At 69.3% G+C, this 18,290-nt stretch carries 16 protein-coding genes; 6 read left to right on the top strand and 10 right to left on the bottom strand.

Features of this window, described 5'->3' with window-relative positions:
* The first annotated feature begins 67 nt into the window (after positions 1–67).
* The gene (locus WBG06_RS12040; RefSeq protein WP_336736995.1) at positions 68–202 is read left to right on the top strand and encodes a hypothetical protein; all 135 of its coding nucleotides are present in this window, start codon (positions 68–70) and stop codon (positions 200–202) included.
* Positions 203–500: 298 nt separating this feature from the next.
* Here the strand turns inward: WBG06_RS12040 and WBG06_RS12035 are convergent, their stop codons facing one another.
* The 3 genes from WBG06_RS12035 to WBG06_RS12025 are packed head-to-tail and all read right to left on the bottom strand — an operon-like array spanning position 501 to position 4,051.
* Positions 501–1,856, bottom strand: a complete 1,356-nt coding sequence (locus WBG06_RS12035; RefSeq protein ID WP_336736994.1) for an NAD(P)/FAD-dependent oxidoreductase — start codon at positions 1,854–1,856, stop codon at positions 501–503.
* Positions 1,853–2,545, bottom strand: a complete 693-nt coding sequence (locus WBG06_RS12030; protein ID WP_196873616.1) for a transporter — start codon at positions 2,543–2,545, stop codon at positions 1,853–1,855. Before WBG06_RS12030 ends, WBG06_RS12035 begins: the two co-directional genes overlap by 4 nt.
* A gap of 36 nt (positions 2,546–2,581) precedes the next feature.
* Entirely contained in the window at positions 2,582–4,051 is a 1,470-nt protein-coding gene (locus WBG06_RS12025; protein ID WP_196873615.1) for an MFS transporter, read from the bottom strand.
* A gap of 196 nt (positions 4,052–4,247) precedes the next feature.
* On the opposite strand from WBG06_RS12025, the gene WBG06_RS12020 reads away from it, so the two are divergent.
* Positions 4,248–4,856 (top strand): TetR/AcrR family transcriptional regulator, encoded by a 609-nt coding sequence (locus WBG06_RS12020; RefSeq protein ID WP_196873614.1) that lies wholly within the window; start codon positions 4,248–4,250, stop codon positions 4,854–4,856.
* Between the two features lie 18 nt (positions 4,857–4,874).
* Here WBG06_RS12020 and WBG06_RS12015 read toward each other — a convergent pair whose 3' ends face one another.
* The 7 genes from WBG06_RS12015 to WBG06_RS11985 are packed head-to-tail and all read right to left on the bottom strand — an operon-like array spanning position 4,875 to position 12,642.
* On the bottom strand, positions 4,875–6,338 hold the full coding sequence (locus WBG06_RS12015; protein ID WP_196873613.1) for an aldehyde dehydrogenase family protein: 1,464 nt from the start codon (positions 6,336–6,338) through the stop codon (positions 4,875–4,877).
* Positions 6,339–6,363: 25 nt separating this feature from the next.
* Positions 6,364–7,461 (bottom strand): zinc-binding dehydrogenase, encoded by a 1,098-nt coding sequence (locus tag WBG06_RS12010; protein WP_336736992.1) that lies wholly within the window; start codon positions 7,459–7,461, stop codon positions 6,364–6,366.
* Positions 7,458–8,231 (bottom strand): enoyl-CoA hydratase/isomerase family protein, encoded by a 774-nt coding sequence (locus tag WBG06_RS12005; protein WP_336736991.1) that lies wholly within the window; start codon positions 8,229–8,231, stop codon positions 7,458–7,460. Before WBG06_RS12005 ends, WBG06_RS12010 begins: the two co-directional genes overlap by 4 nt.
* Positions 8,232–8,233: 2 nt before the next feature.
* Positions 8,234–9,841 carry a class I adenylate-forming enzyme family protein gene (locus WBG06_RS12000; protein ID WP_336736990.1) on the bottom strand — a complete coding sequence of 536 codons (1,608 nt, stop codon included), beginning with the start codon at positions 9,839–9,841 and terminating at the stop codon, positions 8,234–8,236.
* An 11-nt stretch (positions 9,842–9,852) separates the two neighbouring features.
* A complete protein-coding gene (locus WBG06_RS11995) occupies positions 9,853–10,650 on the bottom strand; it encodes a gamma-glutamyl-gamma-aminobutyrate hydrolase family protein (RefSeq protein ID WP_336736989.1) in 798 nt (265 codons plus the stop codon).
* Complete coding sequence (locus WBG06_RS11990; protein WP_336736988.1) at positions 10,647–11,990, bottom strand: glutamine synthetase family protein; 1,344 nt, start codon at positions 11,988–11,990, stop codon at positions 10,647–10,649. Before WBG06_RS11990 ends, WBG06_RS11995 begins: the two co-directional genes overlap by 4 nt.
* Positions 11,983–12,642 carry a hypothetical protein gene (locus tag WBG06_RS11985; protein ID WP_336736987.1) on the bottom strand — a complete coding sequence of 220 codons (660 nt, stop codon included), beginning with the start codon at positions 12,640–12,642 and terminating at the stop codon, positions 11,983–11,985. The genes WBG06_RS11990 and WBG06_RS11985 overlap by 8 nt, the downstream gene beginning before the upstream one ends.
* Before the next feature lie 220 nt (positions 12,643–12,862).
* On the opposite strand from WBG06_RS11985, the gene WBG06_RS11980 reads away from it, so the two are divergent.
* From WBG06_RS11980 to WBG06_RS11965, 4 genes are read left to right on the top strand one after another with little or no spacing between them, the layout of a single operon-like run.
* Positions 12,863–14,305 (top strand): APC family permease, encoded by a 1,443-nt coding sequence (locus WBG06_RS11980; protein ID WP_336736986.1) that lies wholly within the window; start codon positions 12,863–12,865, stop codon positions 14,303–14,305.
* Positions 14,306–14,320: 15 nt separating this feature from the next.
* Positions 14,321–15,841, top strand: coding sequence for a flavin-containing monooxygenase (locus WBG06_RS11975; RefSeq protein WP_336736985.1), 1,521 nt, complete (start codon positions 14,321–14,323; stop codon positions 15,839–15,841).
* Positions 15,838–16,899 (top strand): alpha/beta hydrolase, encoded by a 1,062-nt coding sequence (locus tag WBG06_RS11970; RefSeq protein WP_336736984.1) that lies wholly within the window; start codon positions 15,838–15,840, stop codon positions 16,897–16,899. Before WBG06_RS11975 ends, WBG06_RS11970 begins: the two co-directional genes overlap by 4 nt.
* 5 nt (positions 16,900–16,904) lie before the next feature.
* Positions 16,905–18,269, top strand: coding sequence for a flavin monoamine oxidase family protein (locus tag WBG06_RS11965; protein ID WP_336736983.1), 1,365 nt, complete (start codon positions 16,905–16,907; stop codon positions 18,267–18,269).
* Positions 18,270–18,290 lie beyond the last annotated feature (21 nt).

Raw genomic sequence — 18,290 nt, 5'->3', positions numbered from 1 at the left:
CCGAGAGTCTTGAAGGGTACGGAAGGGCGGTTGGACGGATTGATTTTCCGTTCAGCGGGGTCCGTCGGTGATCGTCGATTCGGTTATGGAGCGCAGGCAGTTGCTGCGGCCGGACCGTGACGAGCTTGAGGCCGAGCTCGTCGAGGAGGGCAAGGACACGGTCCTGACGGGAACCGACCTACTCGCCGCCGCCCCCCGGTGATCACTCCGGGAAGGACCTCCTGGTTGAGCAGGGCGACCGCCGGCGTGGTCGCTGGCCTCCAGCACGGCCACGGACTGGACCCCACCTAGACCAGGCTCCGGGGCGATGAGGCCCGAGATGCCGGCACCGACGATGACGACGTCCGCCATTATGGACGCAGGCGCCGAGCCAGCCGTGGCAGCGCTGGCGGCCGCAGACACACCTCGTCAGATTGCCCGGCCGGTGATTTCCTTCTCGTGCATGCGATCTCCTTCTCGAGGGGTGTCTGCTCCAGGAGCCCGAGACGTGCGTCGAACGATCAGCTCGTTGGCTCTACGAGCGGGGCGCCGCGACGCGCGTTGCGCCGACTACCATTGACGCTGTCGTTGAACCGGTCAACGGCCCAGATCATGCGCAGGCCGAGACGGCCCATCATCATCGGCGCCGGAAACTTCGGCTTGTCCTGCCAGAGCGTCTCCAGGTCCTCGTGGCGGTGGCCGTCGACGATCGCATCGGCAATGAGCGTGCCGACGTACGGTGCCTGGGCGAGCCCGTGCCCATTGCAGGCGATCGAGTAGTAGATGTCGTCGCTGACCTGCCCCGCGACCGGTAGCCAGGACGAGGTGATCGCGATCCAGCCGCCCCATGCCCGCTGGACCTTGACGTCGGCCAGTGAGGGGAACCGGGTGGCGAAGGCTCCCGCGAGCTCCTCGACGAGACCGGGGTCGGGCACCTTCTCCGGGAGCGGATAGCTTGTGCCGCGCTCGAGGCGGCGTACGCCGAACACGATGGTGTTGCGCGGCGTCAGCCGGTAGTTCTCCATGATCGCGTGCTGGGTGACCAGACCCATGCCGCTGGTCCAGCCCAGCGCGGCCAGCCGGTCGGGTGCGATCGGTTCGGTCTCCACCTCGATGACGTAGATGGGCACGGAGAGGTGCTTCGGGGTGATGTTCCACTCCCCGGCGAAGGCGTTCGTGGCCATCACCACCCGGTCGGCCCGGACCCGGCCCTGCGGTGTCGTGAGCACGACCCGGCCGGCCTCGCGCGTCACGTCGGTGACCTTGGTCTGCTCGAAGACCCGTGCGGACGAGTCGAGCAGGACTTGGCGCATGCCGAGGCTGAACCTGCCCGGGTTCATCCGTCCGCCGACGACCTCGCGCATGCCACCGACGAAGCTGCGTGGGATCCCCAGCTCGGCGGCCGTGCCGACCTCGACGTGGCCGCCGGCACGGGTCACGATCTTGGCGACCCGTCGCACCCGGCCCATCTGACCTCGCGAGACCGCGGCGAACGCGTTGCCGGTCGCCTCGTACTCGCAGTCGATGTCGTGCTTCGCGATGAAGTCCTCGACATGGTGGGCGGCCCGCTCGGCGAGCCGCATCATGCCCGGCATCTTCTTGCGCGACAGCAGGTTGAGCAGCTGGATGTCTCCGCCCGGTGCGCCGGCCAACTGCCCTGCGTTGCGCGAGCTGGAGCCGTGGCCGCAGAACTCGGCCTCCAGGAGCACGACGTCCTGGCCGCGCTCGACGAGCCGCAGTGCGGTCGACATCCCGTTGATGCCACCGCCGATGACGGCGACCCGACAGTCGAGGTCGGCTTCGAGTTGGCCCTGGACGTCGGCCGGTGGGTCGACCCACCCGGTGAAGGCGCTGTAGGTGACGTGGTCGGTGTTCATGCGCGGACCACCTTGCGGTCACCGCCGGCCGGCTCGAGACCCGTGGCGACGTTGTGGTCGTTCAAGGCACCGTAGGCGCGGAAGTAGACGAACATCTGGAAGCCCCAGGTGCTGAGCGCCAGGATGTAGAAGACGGTGCGGTGCGCGTCGTCCGGGAACGGGAAGAAGTCGTACATCAGGGCGATCGCCGTCGCCGCGGCGCTCGCCAGTCCGGCGGCGACCGCGTGGCCCCGGGCTCCGATGGTCCACAGACGCCACGAGAAGTAAGCGAGGAACGCAGTGGTGAGCAGATTGACGACGAGGTAGTACGACGCGGGCCCCACGTGCAGCTCGTGGCCGCGGAACTGCTGCAGATACAGCCCTGCGGCGATCGCGAGCCCGAAGACGCCGACCTCGACCGTCACGCTGGGCTTGTAGCGGTGGGTCACACGCATCAGGCCGAGGACGGCGATCAGCGTGATGCCCACCGATCGCGAGAAGGCGTCGAAGAAGTAGGCGATGTCGTACAGGACGTGGCCCTCGTCGCCGCTGATGAGCGACCAGAGCAGGAAGTTCGACCCCGACGTGGCGACGACCATCCACTCGAGGCCGAGCAGGTAGTTGTCGTAGCGCCGAATGAACTTCCATCCGCAATAGAAGCCGACGACGATCATCCACAGATCGGCCAGCAGGAAGAGCAGCTCTTTCATGTCAGATTTCCTTTGGGTGAGTTGGAGAGGACCAGATCAGGCAGCGACCCGGCTGGTACGCCGGCGCGAGCGGACGCTCGAGACCAGCACGGTCACGACGACGAGCAGGGACAGAACGCCGGAGATCCAGTAGCCAGTGCCGTAGAGACCCTCGGCAGCCACCTCGAGCGTCGTACCGGGCACCGGGACCAGGGAGGCGCTGAGGTCAGCGCTGACTAGCGCCGTGCCGAACGCGAAACCGACCGCCATGAAGGTGCCTGCGACGCCGGCCGCCATCCCGGCCTTCTCCTCGGGCACGGCCGTCTGCACCAGAGTGAAGCCGGCGGCGTACCCGATGCTGCAGCCCAGGCCCATGACGGCGGCGCCGACCAGGTAGTGCCACTGCTGGTCGTGCATCATCGCCAGCCAGGCCAGGCCCGCCGCGCTGATGAGGGCACCCACGACGAACACGGGCACGCCGCGACCGTTGGCGACGGGACGGTCGACCACCGCGCCGCCGACCAGGAACGTCACGGCGAAGGGCACCATCAGCAAGCCGGTCTGGAGGGCCGAGAGCCCGAGGCCGTATGCGTCGACCGGGCGGAGCGCCTCGGGAATGACCTGTGCGTAGGTGCTGAGCAGGAGCAGGAAGGCCGAGTTCACCGCTGCGAACAGGGCGATGGACAGGCACGAGGCGGTGACCAGCGGCGCCCGCATCAGGGCCACGTCGAAGACGGCCGTCGACGACCGGCGCTGGGCGCGCATCCAGGCAATGCCGCCGACGACGCCGATCGCCAGCGGGATGAGGGCCGCGTTGCCCCAGACGAGTCCTTGGGTCAGGGTCAGCAGGATCGCCGCGACCCAGCCGATCATCCAGACCGTGCCGACCACACCGATCCGACCGGTGCGCTCGGCCGGCGGGGCGTGCGGGACCAGAAGGTACGTCGCGAGGGTGGTCACAGCACAGGCGGCGGTGAGGATCGCGAAGAAGCTGCGCAAGGACAGGGTCTCGACGATCAGTCCGCCGCCGATCATGCCGACGACGATGCCGGCGCCCGTGGCGATCACCAGGACGGCGACGCCGATGGTGATGCCGGACTCGCCGAGGTTGCGTCGCAGGAAGCCCAGCGGCAGCAGCTGCGCCGCGCAGCCGAAGCCCATCAGGGTGCACCCGACGAGGAGCGTCGGGTAGGAGTCGCCGACCGCCGGGACCGCCGCGCCGACCGCGAGGAAGGCGGACGCGGCGACGGACGCGTTCCGGTCGCCGTACAGGTCTGCGAGGCGCGGCAGCAGGATGAATCCCGCTCCCCCGCCGAGCGTCAGGGCGGTGTAGAGCCAGGTCGTCTCGGCGACCGTGGCGAGCCCGTACTGCGCCTGGATCACCGGCAGCAGCGGCGGAAGGATGAAGATCACGGCGTTGGTCAGCACGACCATCAGCGCGCCGATGCCGATGAGCAGACCCCTGCCGGGCCCGTGTCCTGCCGTTGCCCGGCGGCGTGCTGCCGCTTGCTGGTTGATCTGCGCCATGGGTTGTCTCCGATCCGGGGATGTGTGATCCGGCTCATACGCTACGACTTAGTTAGTCATGTGATCAAGATCTATGACTAAGATGTTTGACTAAGTTTTCTGAGGCGAGAATCCACAGGACGGCACTGATATAGTCGGGGTGACTAAATCAAGCGCCCAACTCGGTAGGGACGCACCTACACCCTCGGAGGACCTGATGGCACGCATCCCCGTCGCCCAGCGACGTCGCGACTTCATCGAGGCCGCCGTCGAGGTCATCGCCGCCCACGGCATCGACGGCGCGACGACGCGCCGGATCGCCGAGCAGGCCAAGGCCAACGTGGCGATGCTGCATTACTGCTACGACTCGAAGGAGGACCTCTTCGCGGACGTCTACACCTTCGTGGCCGGCAAGTACCGCGACGTCATCGAGGGCAGCGATCCGCACACCACGCTGCCCGAGGCGGCCCGACAGATCCTGCGCGGCGTGATGGAGTGCTACCTCGAGTCGCCGAGCTTCACCGCCGCGACCTTCGAGCTCGTCAACTGGGCCCGGCGTCAGCACGGCGACCGTGGCATCGCCGTCTACGACCAGGCCTTCGAAACGGTACGCAAGGCGCTCCAGGAGGCGTCCGCCGGCGACCCGGTCACGCCCGACCTCATCGACGAGGTCGCCTACGTCCTGGCGACTCTCGCCGACGGCTTCGGCGTCAACTGGCTGACCTACGGCGACGCCACGGTCGCCCGGGCGCAGATGGACCTCAACTGCTCCGTGCTCGACACCTGGCTCACGACCAGGCTCGCGGCGGCGCCGGCCAAGGCCTGAGCGCCGCCGCGCCGGCTCTCACAGGGGCAGGTCCGGGGAGTCCACACCGACAACCCGGTCGCCGCAGAAGACGCGTACGGACTCGGCCGGCCCGTGGCCGCCGATGCCTGCCGGGCCCCAGAAGCTCTGGGCCGAGTCGTCGCCGAGGTCGGCGATCTTCGCGCCGTTGATCCGCACCTCACCGGCCACGATTCGCGAGCCGACCTCGATCGCCCGATCGGTGTCGGTGCCGAACACGTACGCATCTAGGCCCGAGGGACGGGCGTTCGTGATCCGCAGCGCCTCCTCGTCGGAGTCCACGGCGTGCAGCGAGACGAGCGGACCGAACAGCTCGGCCGTCGCCCGGGCCGGATCAGCACCGGACGCGACGGTCGGCGAGAGGAAGTAGCCGCCGAGCTCGGGGAGAGCTGCGGGCTGGTGGATCCTCGCCCCGAGCTCACGCAACCCCTCGATGCGGCCCTGCAGGGTCTGGAAGTGCAGCCCGTTCGAGATCGGTCCGACCTGGGTGTCCTCGTCCAGCGAGTGGCCGACGGTGAGCTTGGAGATCCGCTCGGTCAGCGCGTCCAGCAGGGGGTCGACCAGGCTGCGGTGGGCGAGGATCTTGCCGGGCCCCTCGCACCACTGACCGTTGAGCTTGGTCATGCCGTCGAGGATGCCGTGGGCGGTGACGTCGAGGTCGGCGTCGTCGAGCACGAGAACCGGGTTGTTGCCGCCGAGCTCCAGCTGCAGCACCTTGAAGTCCTCCGCCCCCGCGCGGGCGATGGCGCGGCCCGCTCCGGGTCCGCCGGTGAACGAGACGACCTTGATCCGTGGGTCGGCGGTCAGTCGGGCGCCGACCTCACCGGCGCCGTGGACAAGCTGCAGCGCACCCGACGGGAGGCCGGCCTCCACGAAGCACTCGACCACGATCTGGGCGCTGCCCGGCGCATGCTCCGAGGGCTTGAGGATCACCGGACAGCCGGCCGCGACGGCGCTGACGACCTTGGCGGCCGGGATGAAGCTCGGCCCGTTCCACGGGGTCAGGACCGCCGCCGGCCCCCACGGAACCTTGTAGAGCCGTACGTCGCGGCCACCGGCCGCCAGGGCGGTGACCCGCGGGATCTCCCGCAGGTCAGCGGCCGTGGCCCGGATGCGGTAGGGCAGGAAGGACGCCACCGTGCGGGTGGCGCTGATCGGCGTACCGCTGGTGAGCGCATCCGTGCGCGCGATGTCCTCGGTCCTGCTCTCCAGGAGCTCGGCGACGCGCTCGAGCATCTCGGCCCGCTCGTGCCTGCCCTCCTCGTCCCAGGGGCCGACGTCGTACTTCCGTTCCGCATGCCGCAGGGCGCGCTCGACGTCGTCGAGCGGGGTGCTGACGGTCCGGTGGACGGGCTCGAGCGTGTTGGGGTCGAGGTTCCATGCGTCGTCGACCGTGGTGCACTCGCTCCACTCGTCGGCGATGTAGTTGACCGGCTGGGCGATCGTGATCTCTTTGCTGGACATCAGACTTCCTCTACGGATTCGTGGGTCAGGATCGGAGGTCGACGACGATGCGGGTGACATCACCGGACGTCATCGCCTCGAAGCCCTCGTTGATCTCGGCGAACGGGATGACCCGGGTCACCATCTCGTCGAGGAGGAGGCGTCCTTGCTGGTAGAGGCGGGCGAACTGGGCGATGTCTTCTCGCGCCTGGCCCGATCCCATGTAGGAGCCGATGAGCCGCTTCTCCTCGAAGAAGAAGTCCAGGGCGGGCACGCTGATCTCGGTGCCTGCCGGCGCGATGCCGACGAGGCACGCGGTGCCCATCGGCCGAAGGAGGGCGAGTGCGGTCTCCGCTGTCCGAGCGGAGCCGACCGCCTCGAACGAGTAGTCGACGCCGTCGCCGAGCTGGCGGCGGAGCTCGGCGACCGTGTCGCCGTCGCCGCCGTTGATGACGTGGGTGGCGCCGTACGTCCGGGCGGCCTTGAGCCGGTCCTCGTCCAGGTCGATGGCGACGATCGCCGAGGCGCCGGCCAGCCGCGCACCCTGGATGATCGCCGACCCGACGCCACCGCAGCCGACGACCGCGACTGTGCTTCCCGGGCGCACCTGAGCACCACGGAAGACAGCGCCGACGCCGGTGACGATGCAGCAGGACAGCAGGCACCCGACGTGCAGAGGGACGTCGTCCGGCAGTCGTACGAGCGCGCTCTCCCGCAGCAGGATGTGCTGCGAGAACGCTCCGATGGCGGCGAGCCGCTCGATCGGCAGCCCGTCGAGCGTCTCGAACGCGGAGCGGTGCCGACGGCGTACGTCGTCCAGGCGCAGACACTGGGTGGAGCGTCCGGCGTCGCAGTTCACGCACCCGCCGCAGGAGGGGGTGAGGGCGCCGGTCACCCGGTCGCCGGGACGCAGCGAGGTCACGGCCGAGCCAACGGACTCGACCACACCGGCCACCTCGTGTCCGACGACGACCGGGACTTCCGTCGGCACGGTCCCAGTCATGTAGTGGAGGTCGCTGTGGCACAGCCCCGCGTGACTGACCGCTACCCGGACCTCGTGCGACTCGGGGTCGTCGACGCGGATGTCGGTGAGCTCCAGCGGTGCTCCGATCTCGTTCAGCACGGCGGCTCGGGTGGTGATCATGCGGTGGTCTCCCTCGTGTTCCAGAAGCCGGCGACGCCGGCAGTGAGCAGTCCGCTAGCCCAGGCCTCGTGGGCTGCGTGGTCCTCGCGCTCGAAGGCGGCCTCGACCTCAGCGGGCAGGGGCCGCAGCAGCGCGAGGTGGAGCGCCGTGGTGTTCCCCTCGGGGGTCCAGGCGTGCACGATGTCGACGGCGCGCTCGATGAGCTGGTCAGGCTCGACCACCTCGTCGAGCAGACCGATCCGCAGCGCCTCCGCCGACGGGACCCGCGGGGACCCGAGGACGATGCGCATCGCGTGATTGCCGACCAGACGCCGGAGCAAGAGGCTGGTCGCGTTGGAGATGGTGAGGCCGCGGGCGTTCTCCGGCTGGAAGTACTCGGTCGCCGGCGTGCCGATCCGGGCGTCGCAGCACAGCGTGATCTCGGAGGCTCCACCGACGGCGATGCCGTTGACCGCCGCGACCACGGGGACCCGTGTCTGCAGGATCGCGCGGGTGACGTCGTGGAAGCTCTCGAACGCCTCGTGGACCTCGGCCTCCGTGGTCGGCGCTTGCTTCAGGTCCTCGCCGGCGGAGAAGGCGCGCCCGCGGCCCGTGAGGACGATGCCTCGAGCGGACTCGCCGGTGCCGAGCTCCCGCACCAGCGCCGCCAGGCGCAAGCGCGTGGCCACGGTGAGAGCGTTGAGCTTCTCGGGACGGTCGAGCGTGAGCACCGCGACGTCGCGCACGATGGCGACGTCGAGGTGGTCCTCACCGGTTGCAGGGATGGTCATGGTCAGCTCCTCGGTCTGGCGAAGTCGTAGGTGGTGCCGGGCTCGGCGGCGGCCCGGGCCCTGAGCGCGGGTTTCGAGACCCGCTCGGAGGGAGTGCGCGGGAAGTCGGCGACGAACTCGACGTAGCGGGGCACCTTGAACCGCGCGAGCAAGGCGCCCGCGCGCTCGAGGAGCTCCTGGGCGGTGGCCCGGTCCTCCGACACCCCTCCCCTGAGCTGGACGAAGGCCTTGACCTCCTCGCCCATGACCTCGTCGGGCACGGCGACGACGGCCGCCGCCACGATCCGGTCGTCACGCTCGAGGGCCGCCTCGACCTCGGCGCAGGCGACGTTCTCGCCACCGCGCCGCACCATGTCCTTGATCCGGCCGACCAGCTGGATGCCGCCGTCGGGGCGACGCACGACGAGGTCGCCGGTGTGCAGCCAGCCCTCACGCAGCACGTCGGCCGTGGCGTCGGGGCGGTTCCAGTAGCCGTTCATCATCGGCGCGCCCGAGATGACGAGCTCGCCCGGCTCACCGGGTGGGACCTCCTCCCCCGGCTCGACCGGATCCTCGACGCGCACCTGCTTGGTCGGCACCGGCCGCCCCAGGCTGCCGCTGCCCACGGCAGCGGCGTCGTCGAACGAGCTGACCAGGTCGATCCCCGACTCGGTCATTCCGTAGACCTCGCGCCACGGCGCACCCCACCGCTCCTCGAGCTGGGCGTGGAGCGCGACCGGGATGCCCGAACAGAGCACCATCCGCAAATCGTTCTCCCGGTCCTCGGCCGTGGGCGGCTGCTTGAACAGCAGGGTGGGCATCGAGCCGAGGACGTAGAAGAAGGTCGCCCGGTGGCGGCGTACGTCGGCCATGAAGGTCGACGCGGAGAACCGCGGCAGCACGACCAGCGGGGCGCCGAGCGTCAGGGCGAGTGCGGTGTTCCACTGCGGGTCCATGTAGGAGAACGGCTGCGAGGTGAGGAGCACGTCCTCGGCCCCGAGGCCCGAGGCGGCCGCGCAGATCCACCCGAGTCGGACCCAGTAGTCGTGGCTGAGCATGCATGCCTTCGGGAACCCGGTCGTGCCCGAGGTGTACTGCAGGTTCGCGAGGGTCTCCCCCGCGATCGGCACCTCCGGCGCCGTGGCCGGGAACGGCTCCGACCCGTCGTCGGCGACCTGGACGACGCGGACACCGGCCAGGTCGGCCTCGGCCTCCAGCACCTCGGCGACCAGGCCGGAACGTACGGCGTCGGTGAAGATGACGCTGGCGCCCGAGTCCTTCAGGACGAAGGTGAGGTCGGCGCGCTGGTAGGAGCAGTTGATCGGCACGGCGACCGCGCCGGCCTTCAGCACGGCCAGCCAGGCCACCGGCCAGTGCACGACGTTCGGGAGCATGATCGCGACCCGGTCGCCCGGGCGTACGTCGTCGACCTCGATCAGCCTGTGGGCCAACCTGGAGGTCCAGGCGTCGATCTCCGCGAAGCTCCACGACCGCTCGTCGAAGCGCAGGAACTCCCGAGCTCCTGAGTCCTCTGCGCGCCGCGTCAACAGCCGGCTCAGCGTCGGAACGTCGGGGTCCTCCTTCATCCGTTCGGCCGCGACGACGGGTCCGGCCGTGACGTGTGTGCTCACTGGGGGCTCCTCTACTCTCGTCCGACGGATTGGTGGTTCGCGAGCCGCTGCACCGCCTGCTCGACGACCCAGGTCAGCGCCGGGTCGTTGCTCTTCATCCACTCCGGGTGCCACTGGACGCCGAGAACCGGACGCCCCGGGATCTCGATCGTCTCGACCACGCCGTCATCGGCCCGACCGGTCACGATGACCCCGGCGCCGCACCTGTCGACGGCCTGGTGGTGCCAGGAGTTGGTGATCGTGTCCTCACCGAACAGGTCCGCGGAGATCGAGCCTTGTGCGAAGCTCACGACGTGGTCGACGGTGCCATCCGTGGGCGCGATCTCGGCCGAGAGATGGCTCACCGGACCGTCCGGAAGATGGGGCACGAGGGTGCCACCGAGGGCGACGTTGATCACCTGCAGGCCACGGCACACGCCGAGCACCGGGATCTCCCGCTCGATCGCCGCGCGGACGAGCGCGATCTCGTACCTGTCTCGCTCGGCGTCGTGCACCATCGGGTTCGTCCGCGGGTCGACGTCGCGCACCACGGAGGTGTCGCCTCCCCAGCAGGCGGGGTGTACGTCCTGGCCTCCGGTGATGACGACGCCGGAGAGCCAGGCGCAGACCGCGGCCGCGTGGGTGTCGTAGGACAGGTGCACGGGCAGTCCACCGGCCTCGGCGACCCGGGTCGCGAAGTCCGACATGGACGTGTCGATACAGCGGTCGCCGTAGCGCGGGTCGGCTCCGTTCAGCACCGACAGCTGGAAACGGCGTCCGGTGATGCCGATCAGCGGCCGCATCACCCCGGCCTCCTCGCGCGCGCTCACGGGAACTCGAAGTATCGCTGGGACTCCCACGCGGACAGCTCGACGAACGGGTCGCCACCCTTGGTGTGGAACTCCATCCACTCCCATCGGCGGGAGGCGACCCAGAAGTCCACGAACTCGTCGCCGAGGTACTCGCGAAGCAGCGGATCGGCGTCCAGCGCCGCGCCGGCCTTCGACATCGTGTCGGGGATCCGCCTCACCCCGGCGCTCTCGGGGAGGCACCAGGCCATGTCCGTGACCTGCTCGGGCGGCTCGATCCGTCGCTCGATCCCGGCCAGCACCCCGGCCAGCACGCCGGCCAGCGCCAGGTAGGGGTTCACGTCGGCGCCAGGGAGCCGGTACTCGAGGCGCGAGTACTTGGAGTGGCCGGTGATGGCCCGCACCGCGGTGGTCTTGTTGTTCACGCCCCAGCTGACCGTCGTCGGCGGCCCGGTCAGGTCGACCAGCCGTCGGTACGAGGTGATCTGCGGCAGCGCGATCGAGGTATTGCCCTCCATCGTGGCGATCAGCCCGCCGACCGCGTGCCGCATGAGCTCGGAGGGACCGTCCTCGGCGAAGAACCGGTTCACACCGTCGCTCTGGAGCGAGACGTTGATGTGCGCCCCCTGACCGAATCCGGCGGTCGGCTTGGCCATGAACGAGACCGTGTGGCCCCGCTCGAAGGCGACCTCGCGCATCACCTGACGGGTGCGCGCCCAGCTGTCGCCCAGCCGGACCGGGTCGGTCGGAGCGAGGTTCAGCTCGGTCTGGCCCGGGGCGGCCTCGTCTGTCCAGGCCTCCCACGCGATGCCGACGCTGTCGAGCCTCTCGACGACCGCCTCCATGTAGTCGACCCAGTCCTTGGAGCGGGCAAGGTGGTACGTCGCCCCTGTGCTGCCACCCAGCGGCGTGAGGTCGCGATAACCGCGTGCCCGGGCCTCTTGGATGGACTCCTCGAACAAGGTGGCCTCGATCTCGACGGCCACCGTGGCGGCGTACCCGTTGTCGGCGAGGCTGGCCACCAGCTTCCGCACGAGGTTGCGCGGACAGATCGGGACCGGGGTGCCGTCCTTGAGCCAGTAGTCACCGATCACCGAGTCCAGGCCGGGCTTCCACTCCACCAGGGTCGACATGTCCGGGATCATCTGGATGTCGTAGAGGTTGCCTCGCCACTCCGGGAAGGCGTCGCCGAAAACGATCTCGTTGTTGAGGTCGATGGCGAACAGGATGTCGGCGAAGGCGAAGCCGGCGTCCTTTCCTGCCTCGAACTTCTGCGGCGAGACGTTCTTGCCGAGGAGGCTGCCCTCGTGGTTCGTGGCCTCGAGGCGTACGGCCCCCCGGGCTTGTGCGAGCTCAGACATCGAAGCGGACCTTCCAGGAAGCCGCCGTCATGACGGACAGCTGGGACAAGGTGCCCTGGACCCGCAGCCCTTCGGCCAGGGAGGCGAGGAAGTCGTCGGCGCCGCTGAAGACACCCGCGAGAAGGTCGGCAGGACCGGCGATCTGGTACGTCGTCGTCCCCTCCCCGAACCGGCCCCGCTCGATGCCGTCCGGCCCAGCAGCCTCCACGAGCAGGACGTCTGGGATTCCGGCGATGTCGCGGGTCATCTCCCAGAACCGCACGGCGGCGTCGCGCCAGTGCGGCAACGGCGGGCGCAGTGCGCGCAGCACGCGCGCTGCCAGGTCGGCGTCACCGGCCGGCTCCTGGGTCGGCGCGAACCGGGCGTGGAGGTCGACCACGAGTGTCGCGTCAGGCTCGACGAAGACTCCGCTGGTCACCTCCACGACACCGGCGCCGAGGGTGACGGTCGCCGTCTGCGGGGTGTCGTGGGATCGGATCGCGACGGTGCCGGCAAGACCGGCGGTCAGATCCTCGGCGGGACGCCCCGGTCCCGAGGCTCGGCTCAGGGTGCGCCCGATCAGGCGGACCAGCGGCGTCGCGTCGTCCTCGATCGCGACGCGTGTCGCGTCGAAGCGCACATCTGGCGCTTCGATCGTGGTGCTCTCGGTCATCTCTCGGCCCTCCTGGGTCCGCCGATGTCATTCTTAGTCACATGACTCAATCGGTTGGCTAAGATCGTGGACCCGGAGAACTCCCTTGTCAACAGCCTGAGCGAGATTGATCGATCGGCGAGCAACGCCACCCGACCCCTTGACGCGACGTGATCCCTGACACACACTTAGTCATCCGACCCAATCAAATGACTAACTTCTTTGCCAGAAGGGACCCGGGATGACGCCCAGCAACGCACCAGCCGAGGAGCCGGTCGCCCCGGCGGACGTTCCTTCGGTCGACGGCCTCGACCGGGAGCACCTGAGCCGCAACCAGCTCGTCGGGCTGGCCCTGGCGTCGTACGTCCCGCCCGTCGGGCTGGCCTCGGTCCCGGCCCTGGTGCTGGTCACCGCCGGCAACGGCAGTTGGCTGGGGGCGCTGATCGCCGCGGTCGCGACGAGCCTCGTCGGCCTCTCGGTCATCGCCTTCGCCCGGCGCTACGTGGTCACCGGGTCGCTCTACTCCTACATCCCGCACGTCTTCGGGCCTTGGGCACGCATCCTGGTGGGCGCCACGCTCTTCCTCGGATATGTCGCCCAGATCGGCGCGATCGCCTTCCTGGTCGGCCTCTTCTCCGGCAGCTTCCTGCTCTCCCTCGGCTTCGAGGCGAGCTTCGACGTCGGCGTACAGATGTTGATCTACGGCGTCGCCGTGCTGATCGCCGGGACGCTCGCCTACCGGGGACTGGACACCTCGGTGCGCACCGCGGTCACCTTGGCCGTCATCTCCGTGCCGCTGATGCTGGTCATCACCGTTGCCGCCGCTGCGAGCGCAGGTCTCGACCTCGGCACCCAGCTGTCCCTCGAGGGAGCCACGCCGAGCGGCATCTTCCAGGGGGTCGCCGCAGGCGCTGTGTTCCTCGTCGGCTTCGAGAGCAGCACAGCGCTCGCCGCCGAGACCCGAGACGCACGACGCTCCGTCCCACTCGCCGTCATGTGCGTGCCGGTGGGCCTGGGCGCCCTGTACGTCGTGGCGACCCTGCTGCAGGTGCCCGCCCTCGTCGCCGCGAGCGACGCCCTGGCAACCGGCACCTCCCCCGCTGCCGCACTCGCCGTCGAGGGCGGGCTCGGCAGCACGGTGGCGACCGCGACCGACCTGGTGCTCGCGATCGCCACCTTCGCGGCCCTCATCGGGTTCGTCAACTACGGGTCACGCTTCGTCGCCACCCTCGCAGCCGACGGCCTGCTGCCCGCCCGCGCCGGCCGGATCCACCCACGCCACCACAGCCCCGCGGCCGCCGTCGTCACGATCTGCGTCCTCGGCCTGGGAGCGATCCTGATCATGGTCGCCCTCAATCCCGACAACATCGTCGGCGTCTACAACTCGGTCGCGACGCTCATCGTCTACTTCTGGGTCGTCCCGTACCTGCTCATCTGCGCGGGCGCGCTTCGGCTGCTCCGGCGCGAGGGACGTCTCGGACCGCTCACCGTCATCGGAGCCGTCCTCGGTGCCGCCGCGATGGCCTGGATGTATCTCAACGGCATCGTCAACCCGCCCGCGCCACCGCTCGACGCGATGTCGTACGTCGCGGTCGTGGCCGTGGCCGTGGTGTTCGTCGCGTTCATCGCCGTCGACCGCCTCGCCCACCCCCGTCGTACCACCAGTCACCAGACCCACCACTGAGAAGGAAGTGCAGCAATGAACCAGACCATCGCGACGGAGTACGCCGACATCGTCGTCATCGGCGCCGGCCTCTCCGGCATCGGCGTGGCGAAGCACCTGACGGAGGCGTTCCCCGACAAGGACTTCCTCCTGCTCGAGGCCCGCGCCTCGGTCGGCGGCACCTGGGACCTGTTCCGCTACCCGGGCATCCGCTCCGACGACTCGGTGCACACCTACGGCTACGACTTCAAGCCGTGGCTGCACAAGGAGGCGATCGCTGGCGGCGACCTGATCCGCGGGTACATCCGGGAAACCGTCGACGAGTTCGGTTTGGACAAGAGCCTTCGCCTGGGTCACAAGGTCACCGCTGCCGACTGGTCCAGCGAGGACGCGGAATGGACCCTGCACGTCACCGTGACCGACGAGGCGGGCAATGAGTCCGAGAAGGTCGTCCGGGCCAGGTTCGTCTTCAGCGGCACCGGCTACTACAACTACGACGAGGGCTTCGAGCCACGGTTCGAGGGCCGCGAGGACTTCCGGGGCGACATCCTCCACCCGCAGCACTGGCCCGAGGACTACGACTACAGCGGCAAGCGCGTGGTCATCATCGGCAGCGGTGCGACCGCCGTGACGATGCTCCCCGCGATGCTGACCGGCGATGGCGCAGCCGCCCACGTCACCATGCTCCAGCGCACCCCGAGCTACGTCGCGTCGATGCCCCAGGTGGACGAGATCGCCCAGTTCCTGCTGAAGGTCTTCGGCAAGAAGCTCGGCTACCGCCTCACGCGGTTCAAGAACATCTGGCGCGACCACTTCCTCGTGACGGTTCTGGTGAAGTTCCCGAACTTCGGGCGCAAGCTGCTGCGCAGCATGACCGTCAAGGAGCTGCCGAAGGGGTTCGACGTCGACTCCCACTTCGCACCGCCGTACAACCCCTGGGAGCAGCGCCTCTGCGCGACGCCCGACGGCGACTTCTTCGAGGCGATCCGCAACGGGAGCGCCGACGTCGTGACCGACCAGATCGAGCGGTTCGTCCCCGAGGGCATCCAGCTGTTGTCCGGCAAGACGCTCGAGGCCGACGTCATCGTCACGGCGACCGGCCTGATCATGCAGATGCTGGGCGGCATCCAGCCGACCGTGGACGGCGCCCCGATCAAGATCGCAGACCAGGTGCTGTACCGCGGCGCGCTGATCTCCGGCGTGCCCAACTGGGCGATGATGCTCGGCTTCACCAAGGCGACCTGGACCCTCCGCATCCGCAACGTCGCCCGCCTCGCCATCGAGGTGATCCGCGAGATGGACGAGAAGGGCTACGACATCGCCCTGCCCGTCGCGCCGGAGGGCATGCCCAAGCAGGACCTCTTCGATCTCTCGGCCGGCTACATGCAGCGGGCCCGGGCGGAGCTCCCGCGCCAGGGCACCGGCCTGCCCTGGCAGATGCACACGACCTTCGTCAAGGACAACCGACTCTTCAAGGGAAAGCTGCTCGACCAGGACATCCAGTTCTCCGAGAAGCGCCCGGCGCCGCACCTGACCAACGTCGAGGTTGCCTCATGAGCGGGGAACACTTCACGTTGAGCCAGCGTATCCAGCGGGCCTTCCTCGTCTTCCTGAGCCGTCTGCCCGCGAGCCTGCAGCGGATGCTGGCGCGGCCCGCGACCAACACGGCCGGCGACACCATGGCGCCCGACGTCGCGCTGCTCATGAAGCTGGGCGAGTCCGGACCGGACTACAGCGACCTTCCGCCCGCTGAGGCCCGCGCCACGACAGAGCGTGACCTGATCCTCTTCGCGTCCCACGTCGAGCCGTGCACCGTCGAGGAGGAGATCGAGGTCTCAGACGAGGTCCAGCTCACCCGCTACAGCAACGGCACCCCGTCGCGAGGGCTGATCCTCTTCTTCCACGGCGGAGGCTTCGTGATCGGCAGCCGCGCCAGCTACACCGCCCCGGCGCGCATGTTCGCGCACGGCACCGGAGCAGACGTCGTGTCGGTCGAGTACCGCTTGGCGCCCGACGCCCCCTTCCCGGCAGCACAGGACGACGCGGTCGCTGCCTGGCGGTACGTCGTCGAGCACGCTGCGGACTGGGGCGTGGACCCGCATCGCGTCGTCGTCGCCGGAGAGAGCGCCGGCGGCAACATCGCCGCCGTCCTGTGCCAGCAGGTGCGGGGCGAGAACGTGCAGCCAATGCTCCAAGTGCTCATCCAGCCGGTGACCGATCTGGTGGAGCACCGCCCCTCCCAGGACGAGTTCGCGGGATCCCCCGCGCTGTCGGCCAAGCAGGTCACCTGGTTCGTCAAGAACTACCTGCCGGAGGGGACCAATCCGGCGGACTCGCGCGTCTCGCCGTACCGGGCCTCCAGCCTGGCCGGACTTCCGCCCGCGATCGTCAACCTGGCTGGATTCGACCCGCTGCACGACGACGGAACGGCCTACGCGACCGCGCTGCTCGAGGCCGGCGTACCGGTCGAGGTCACGCGCGAGGCGGGACTGGTGCACGGCTACATCTCCTACACCGCGGTCAGCCCGAGCTGCCGGAAGGCCACCGAGCGCCTCGTCGCCTCGGTCTCGTCGGCGCTCGGCCGCAGCGAACACTCCGCTACGAAAGCGAGCTGAGAACCATGGCCACATCACGCAAGATCCGGGAAGAGACCCACGAGGTCGTCGTGATCGGCGCCGGCATGGCGGGACTCATGGCAGCCACCACCCTCGCCGACCGCGACGTCGTCGTGCTCGAGGCGTCCGACCGCACGGGCGGACGCGTCGACACCGTCCGCAAGGGCGACTACTGGATCAACGTCGGCACCCAGTTCACCGAAGGCACCGGTCCCCTGATCGAGGCCCTTCACCGTCACCGGGTGCCGCTCGGGACTCTGGAGGGCAAGTCGGTCGCCCTGCACCTGGGCGGCAAGCAGGTCGACACCTCGAACCCCTTCGCCCTGATGTTCCGGTCGAAGATGACCTGGCGCGACCGTTACGGCCTGGCCGTGGTCGGTGCCCGCATCCTGGCGAACGTGCCGTTCCTCGAGATGAGCGAGAGGAATCGGTGGGCCAACCGCGTCCGCGCCAAGCTCGACCGCCGTCGGGCCGACTTCGTGCTGCAGGGCGTCTCCTCCGACCTCACCCGCGAGATGGTGCGGTCCTGGTCGGGTCAGTGGATGGGGTGTGAGCCCGAGGAGACCGCCGCGCGCCAGTTCGTCTTCTCGATGGGCCTCCTGCTCACCGATCCCGAGAAGGTGCCGAACCTGACGCTGCCGTATGGCGGCAACCAGACGCTGACCGACATCCTCACCGAGGACCTCGGCGACCGGATCCGGCTCAGCTCGCCGGTGAACTCCGTGGAGTGGACCGCTGACGGCGTGGTCGTCGACTACCAGGACTCCGACGGGCCAGCCCGCCTGAGGGCGCGCCGGGCGATCGTGGCGGTGCCCGCGGACGTCGCGGTCAAGATCATGCCCGGCCTACCGGCGGCGTACCGGACGGCCTTCGAGTCGATCCGCTACGGCCGCTACGTGGTGGTGGGATTCTTCACCCACGAGGAGGGCAAGCCCCAGCGCTGGGACGACTTCCTCGCGGTGTCGACCCCGGGCCGCTCGTTCCAAGCGGTCTTCAACCATGCGGCCGCCGTACGCCGCGGGAACGTCCGCAAGCCCGGCGGCGCGCTGGCCTGCTTCGCGGGCGGCGCCGAGGCCGACAAGCTCTTCGAGCTCAGCGACGAGGAGATCGTCGCGCGGTTCACCGCGGACCTTCTCGAGATCTATCCGGAACTCGAGGGCAAGCTCGACGCGGGCATCCTCCGTCGACACCCGCGGGTCGTGCCGTTCTGGGGACCCGGCGGCCGTGCATCGCTCAAGACCCTCAAGCAGAACCTCGGGCCGGTCCATCTCGCCGGCGACTACGCCCTCGACATGCCGTCGCTGGCCGACGCCGCCGCGTCGGGCGAGCAGGCCGCCCACAGGGTGCTGGCAAGCCTCTCCACCCACTGACATCACCACTCCACATGAAGC

Source organism: Nocardioides sp. CCNWLW239, from assembly GCF_037137035.1.
Classification (GTDB): domain Bacteria; phylum Actinomycetota; class Actinomycetes; order Propionibacteriales; family Nocardioidaceae; genus Nocardioides.
Note: the sequence above shows the minus strand (reverse complement) of the source record. Positions and strands in the feature narration are given on the sequence as shown.

Bases quoted from the DNA above. Each gene is read 5' to 3' on its own strand.
- WBG06_RS12035 (WP_336736994.1), bottom strand. From the start codon at position 1,856: ATGAACACCGACCACGTCACCTACAGCGCCTTCACCGGGTGGGTCGAC.
- WBG06_RS12030 (WP_196873616.1), bottom strand. From the start codon at position 2,545: ATGAAAGAGCTGCTCTTCCTGCTGGCCGATCTGTGGATGATCGTCGTC.
- WBG06_RS12025 (WP_196873615.1), bottom strand. From the start codon at position 4,051: ATGGCGCAGATCAACCAGCAAGCGGCAGCACGCCGCCGGGCAACGGCA.
- WBG06_RS12020 (WP_196873614.1), top strand. From the start codon at position 4,248: ATGGCACGCATCCCCGTCGCCCAGCGACGTCGCGACTTCATCGAGGCC.
- WBG06_RS12015 (WP_196873613.1), bottom strand. From the start codon at position 6,338: ATGTCCAGCAAAGAGATCACGATCGCCCAGCCGGTCAACTACATCGCC.
- WBG06_RS12010 (WP_336736992.1), bottom strand. From the start codon at position 7,461: ATGATCACCACCCGAGCCGCCGTGCTGAACGAGATCGGAGCACCGCTG.
- WBG06_RS12005 (WP_336736991.1), bottom strand. From the start codon at position 8,231: ATGACCATCCCTGCAACCGGTGAGGACCACCTCGACGTCGCCATCGTG.
- WBG06_RS11990 (WP_336736988.1), bottom strand. From the start codon at position 11,990: ATGTCTGAGCTCGCACAAGCCCGGGGGGCCGTACGCCTCGAGGCCACG.
- WBG06_RS11985 (WP_336736987.1), bottom strand. From the start codon at position 12,642: ATGACCGAGAGCACCACGATCGAAGCGCCAGATGTGCGCTTCGACGCG.
- WBG06_RS11980 (WP_336736986.1), top strand. From the start codon at position 12,863: ATGACGCCCAGCAACGCACCAGCCGAGGAGCCGGTCGCCCCGGCGGAC.
- WBG06_RS11975 (WP_336736985.1), top strand. From the start codon at position 14,321: ATGAACCAGACCATCGCGACGGAGTACGCCGACATCGTCGTCATCGGC.
- WBG06_RS11970 (WP_336736984.1), top strand. From the start codon at position 15,838: ATGAGCGGGGAACACTTCACGTTGAGCCAGCGTATCCAGCGGGCCTTC.
- WBG06_RS11965 (WP_336736983.1), top strand. From the start codon at position 16,905: ATGGCCACATCACGCAAGATCCGGGAAGAGACCCACGAGGTCGTCGTG.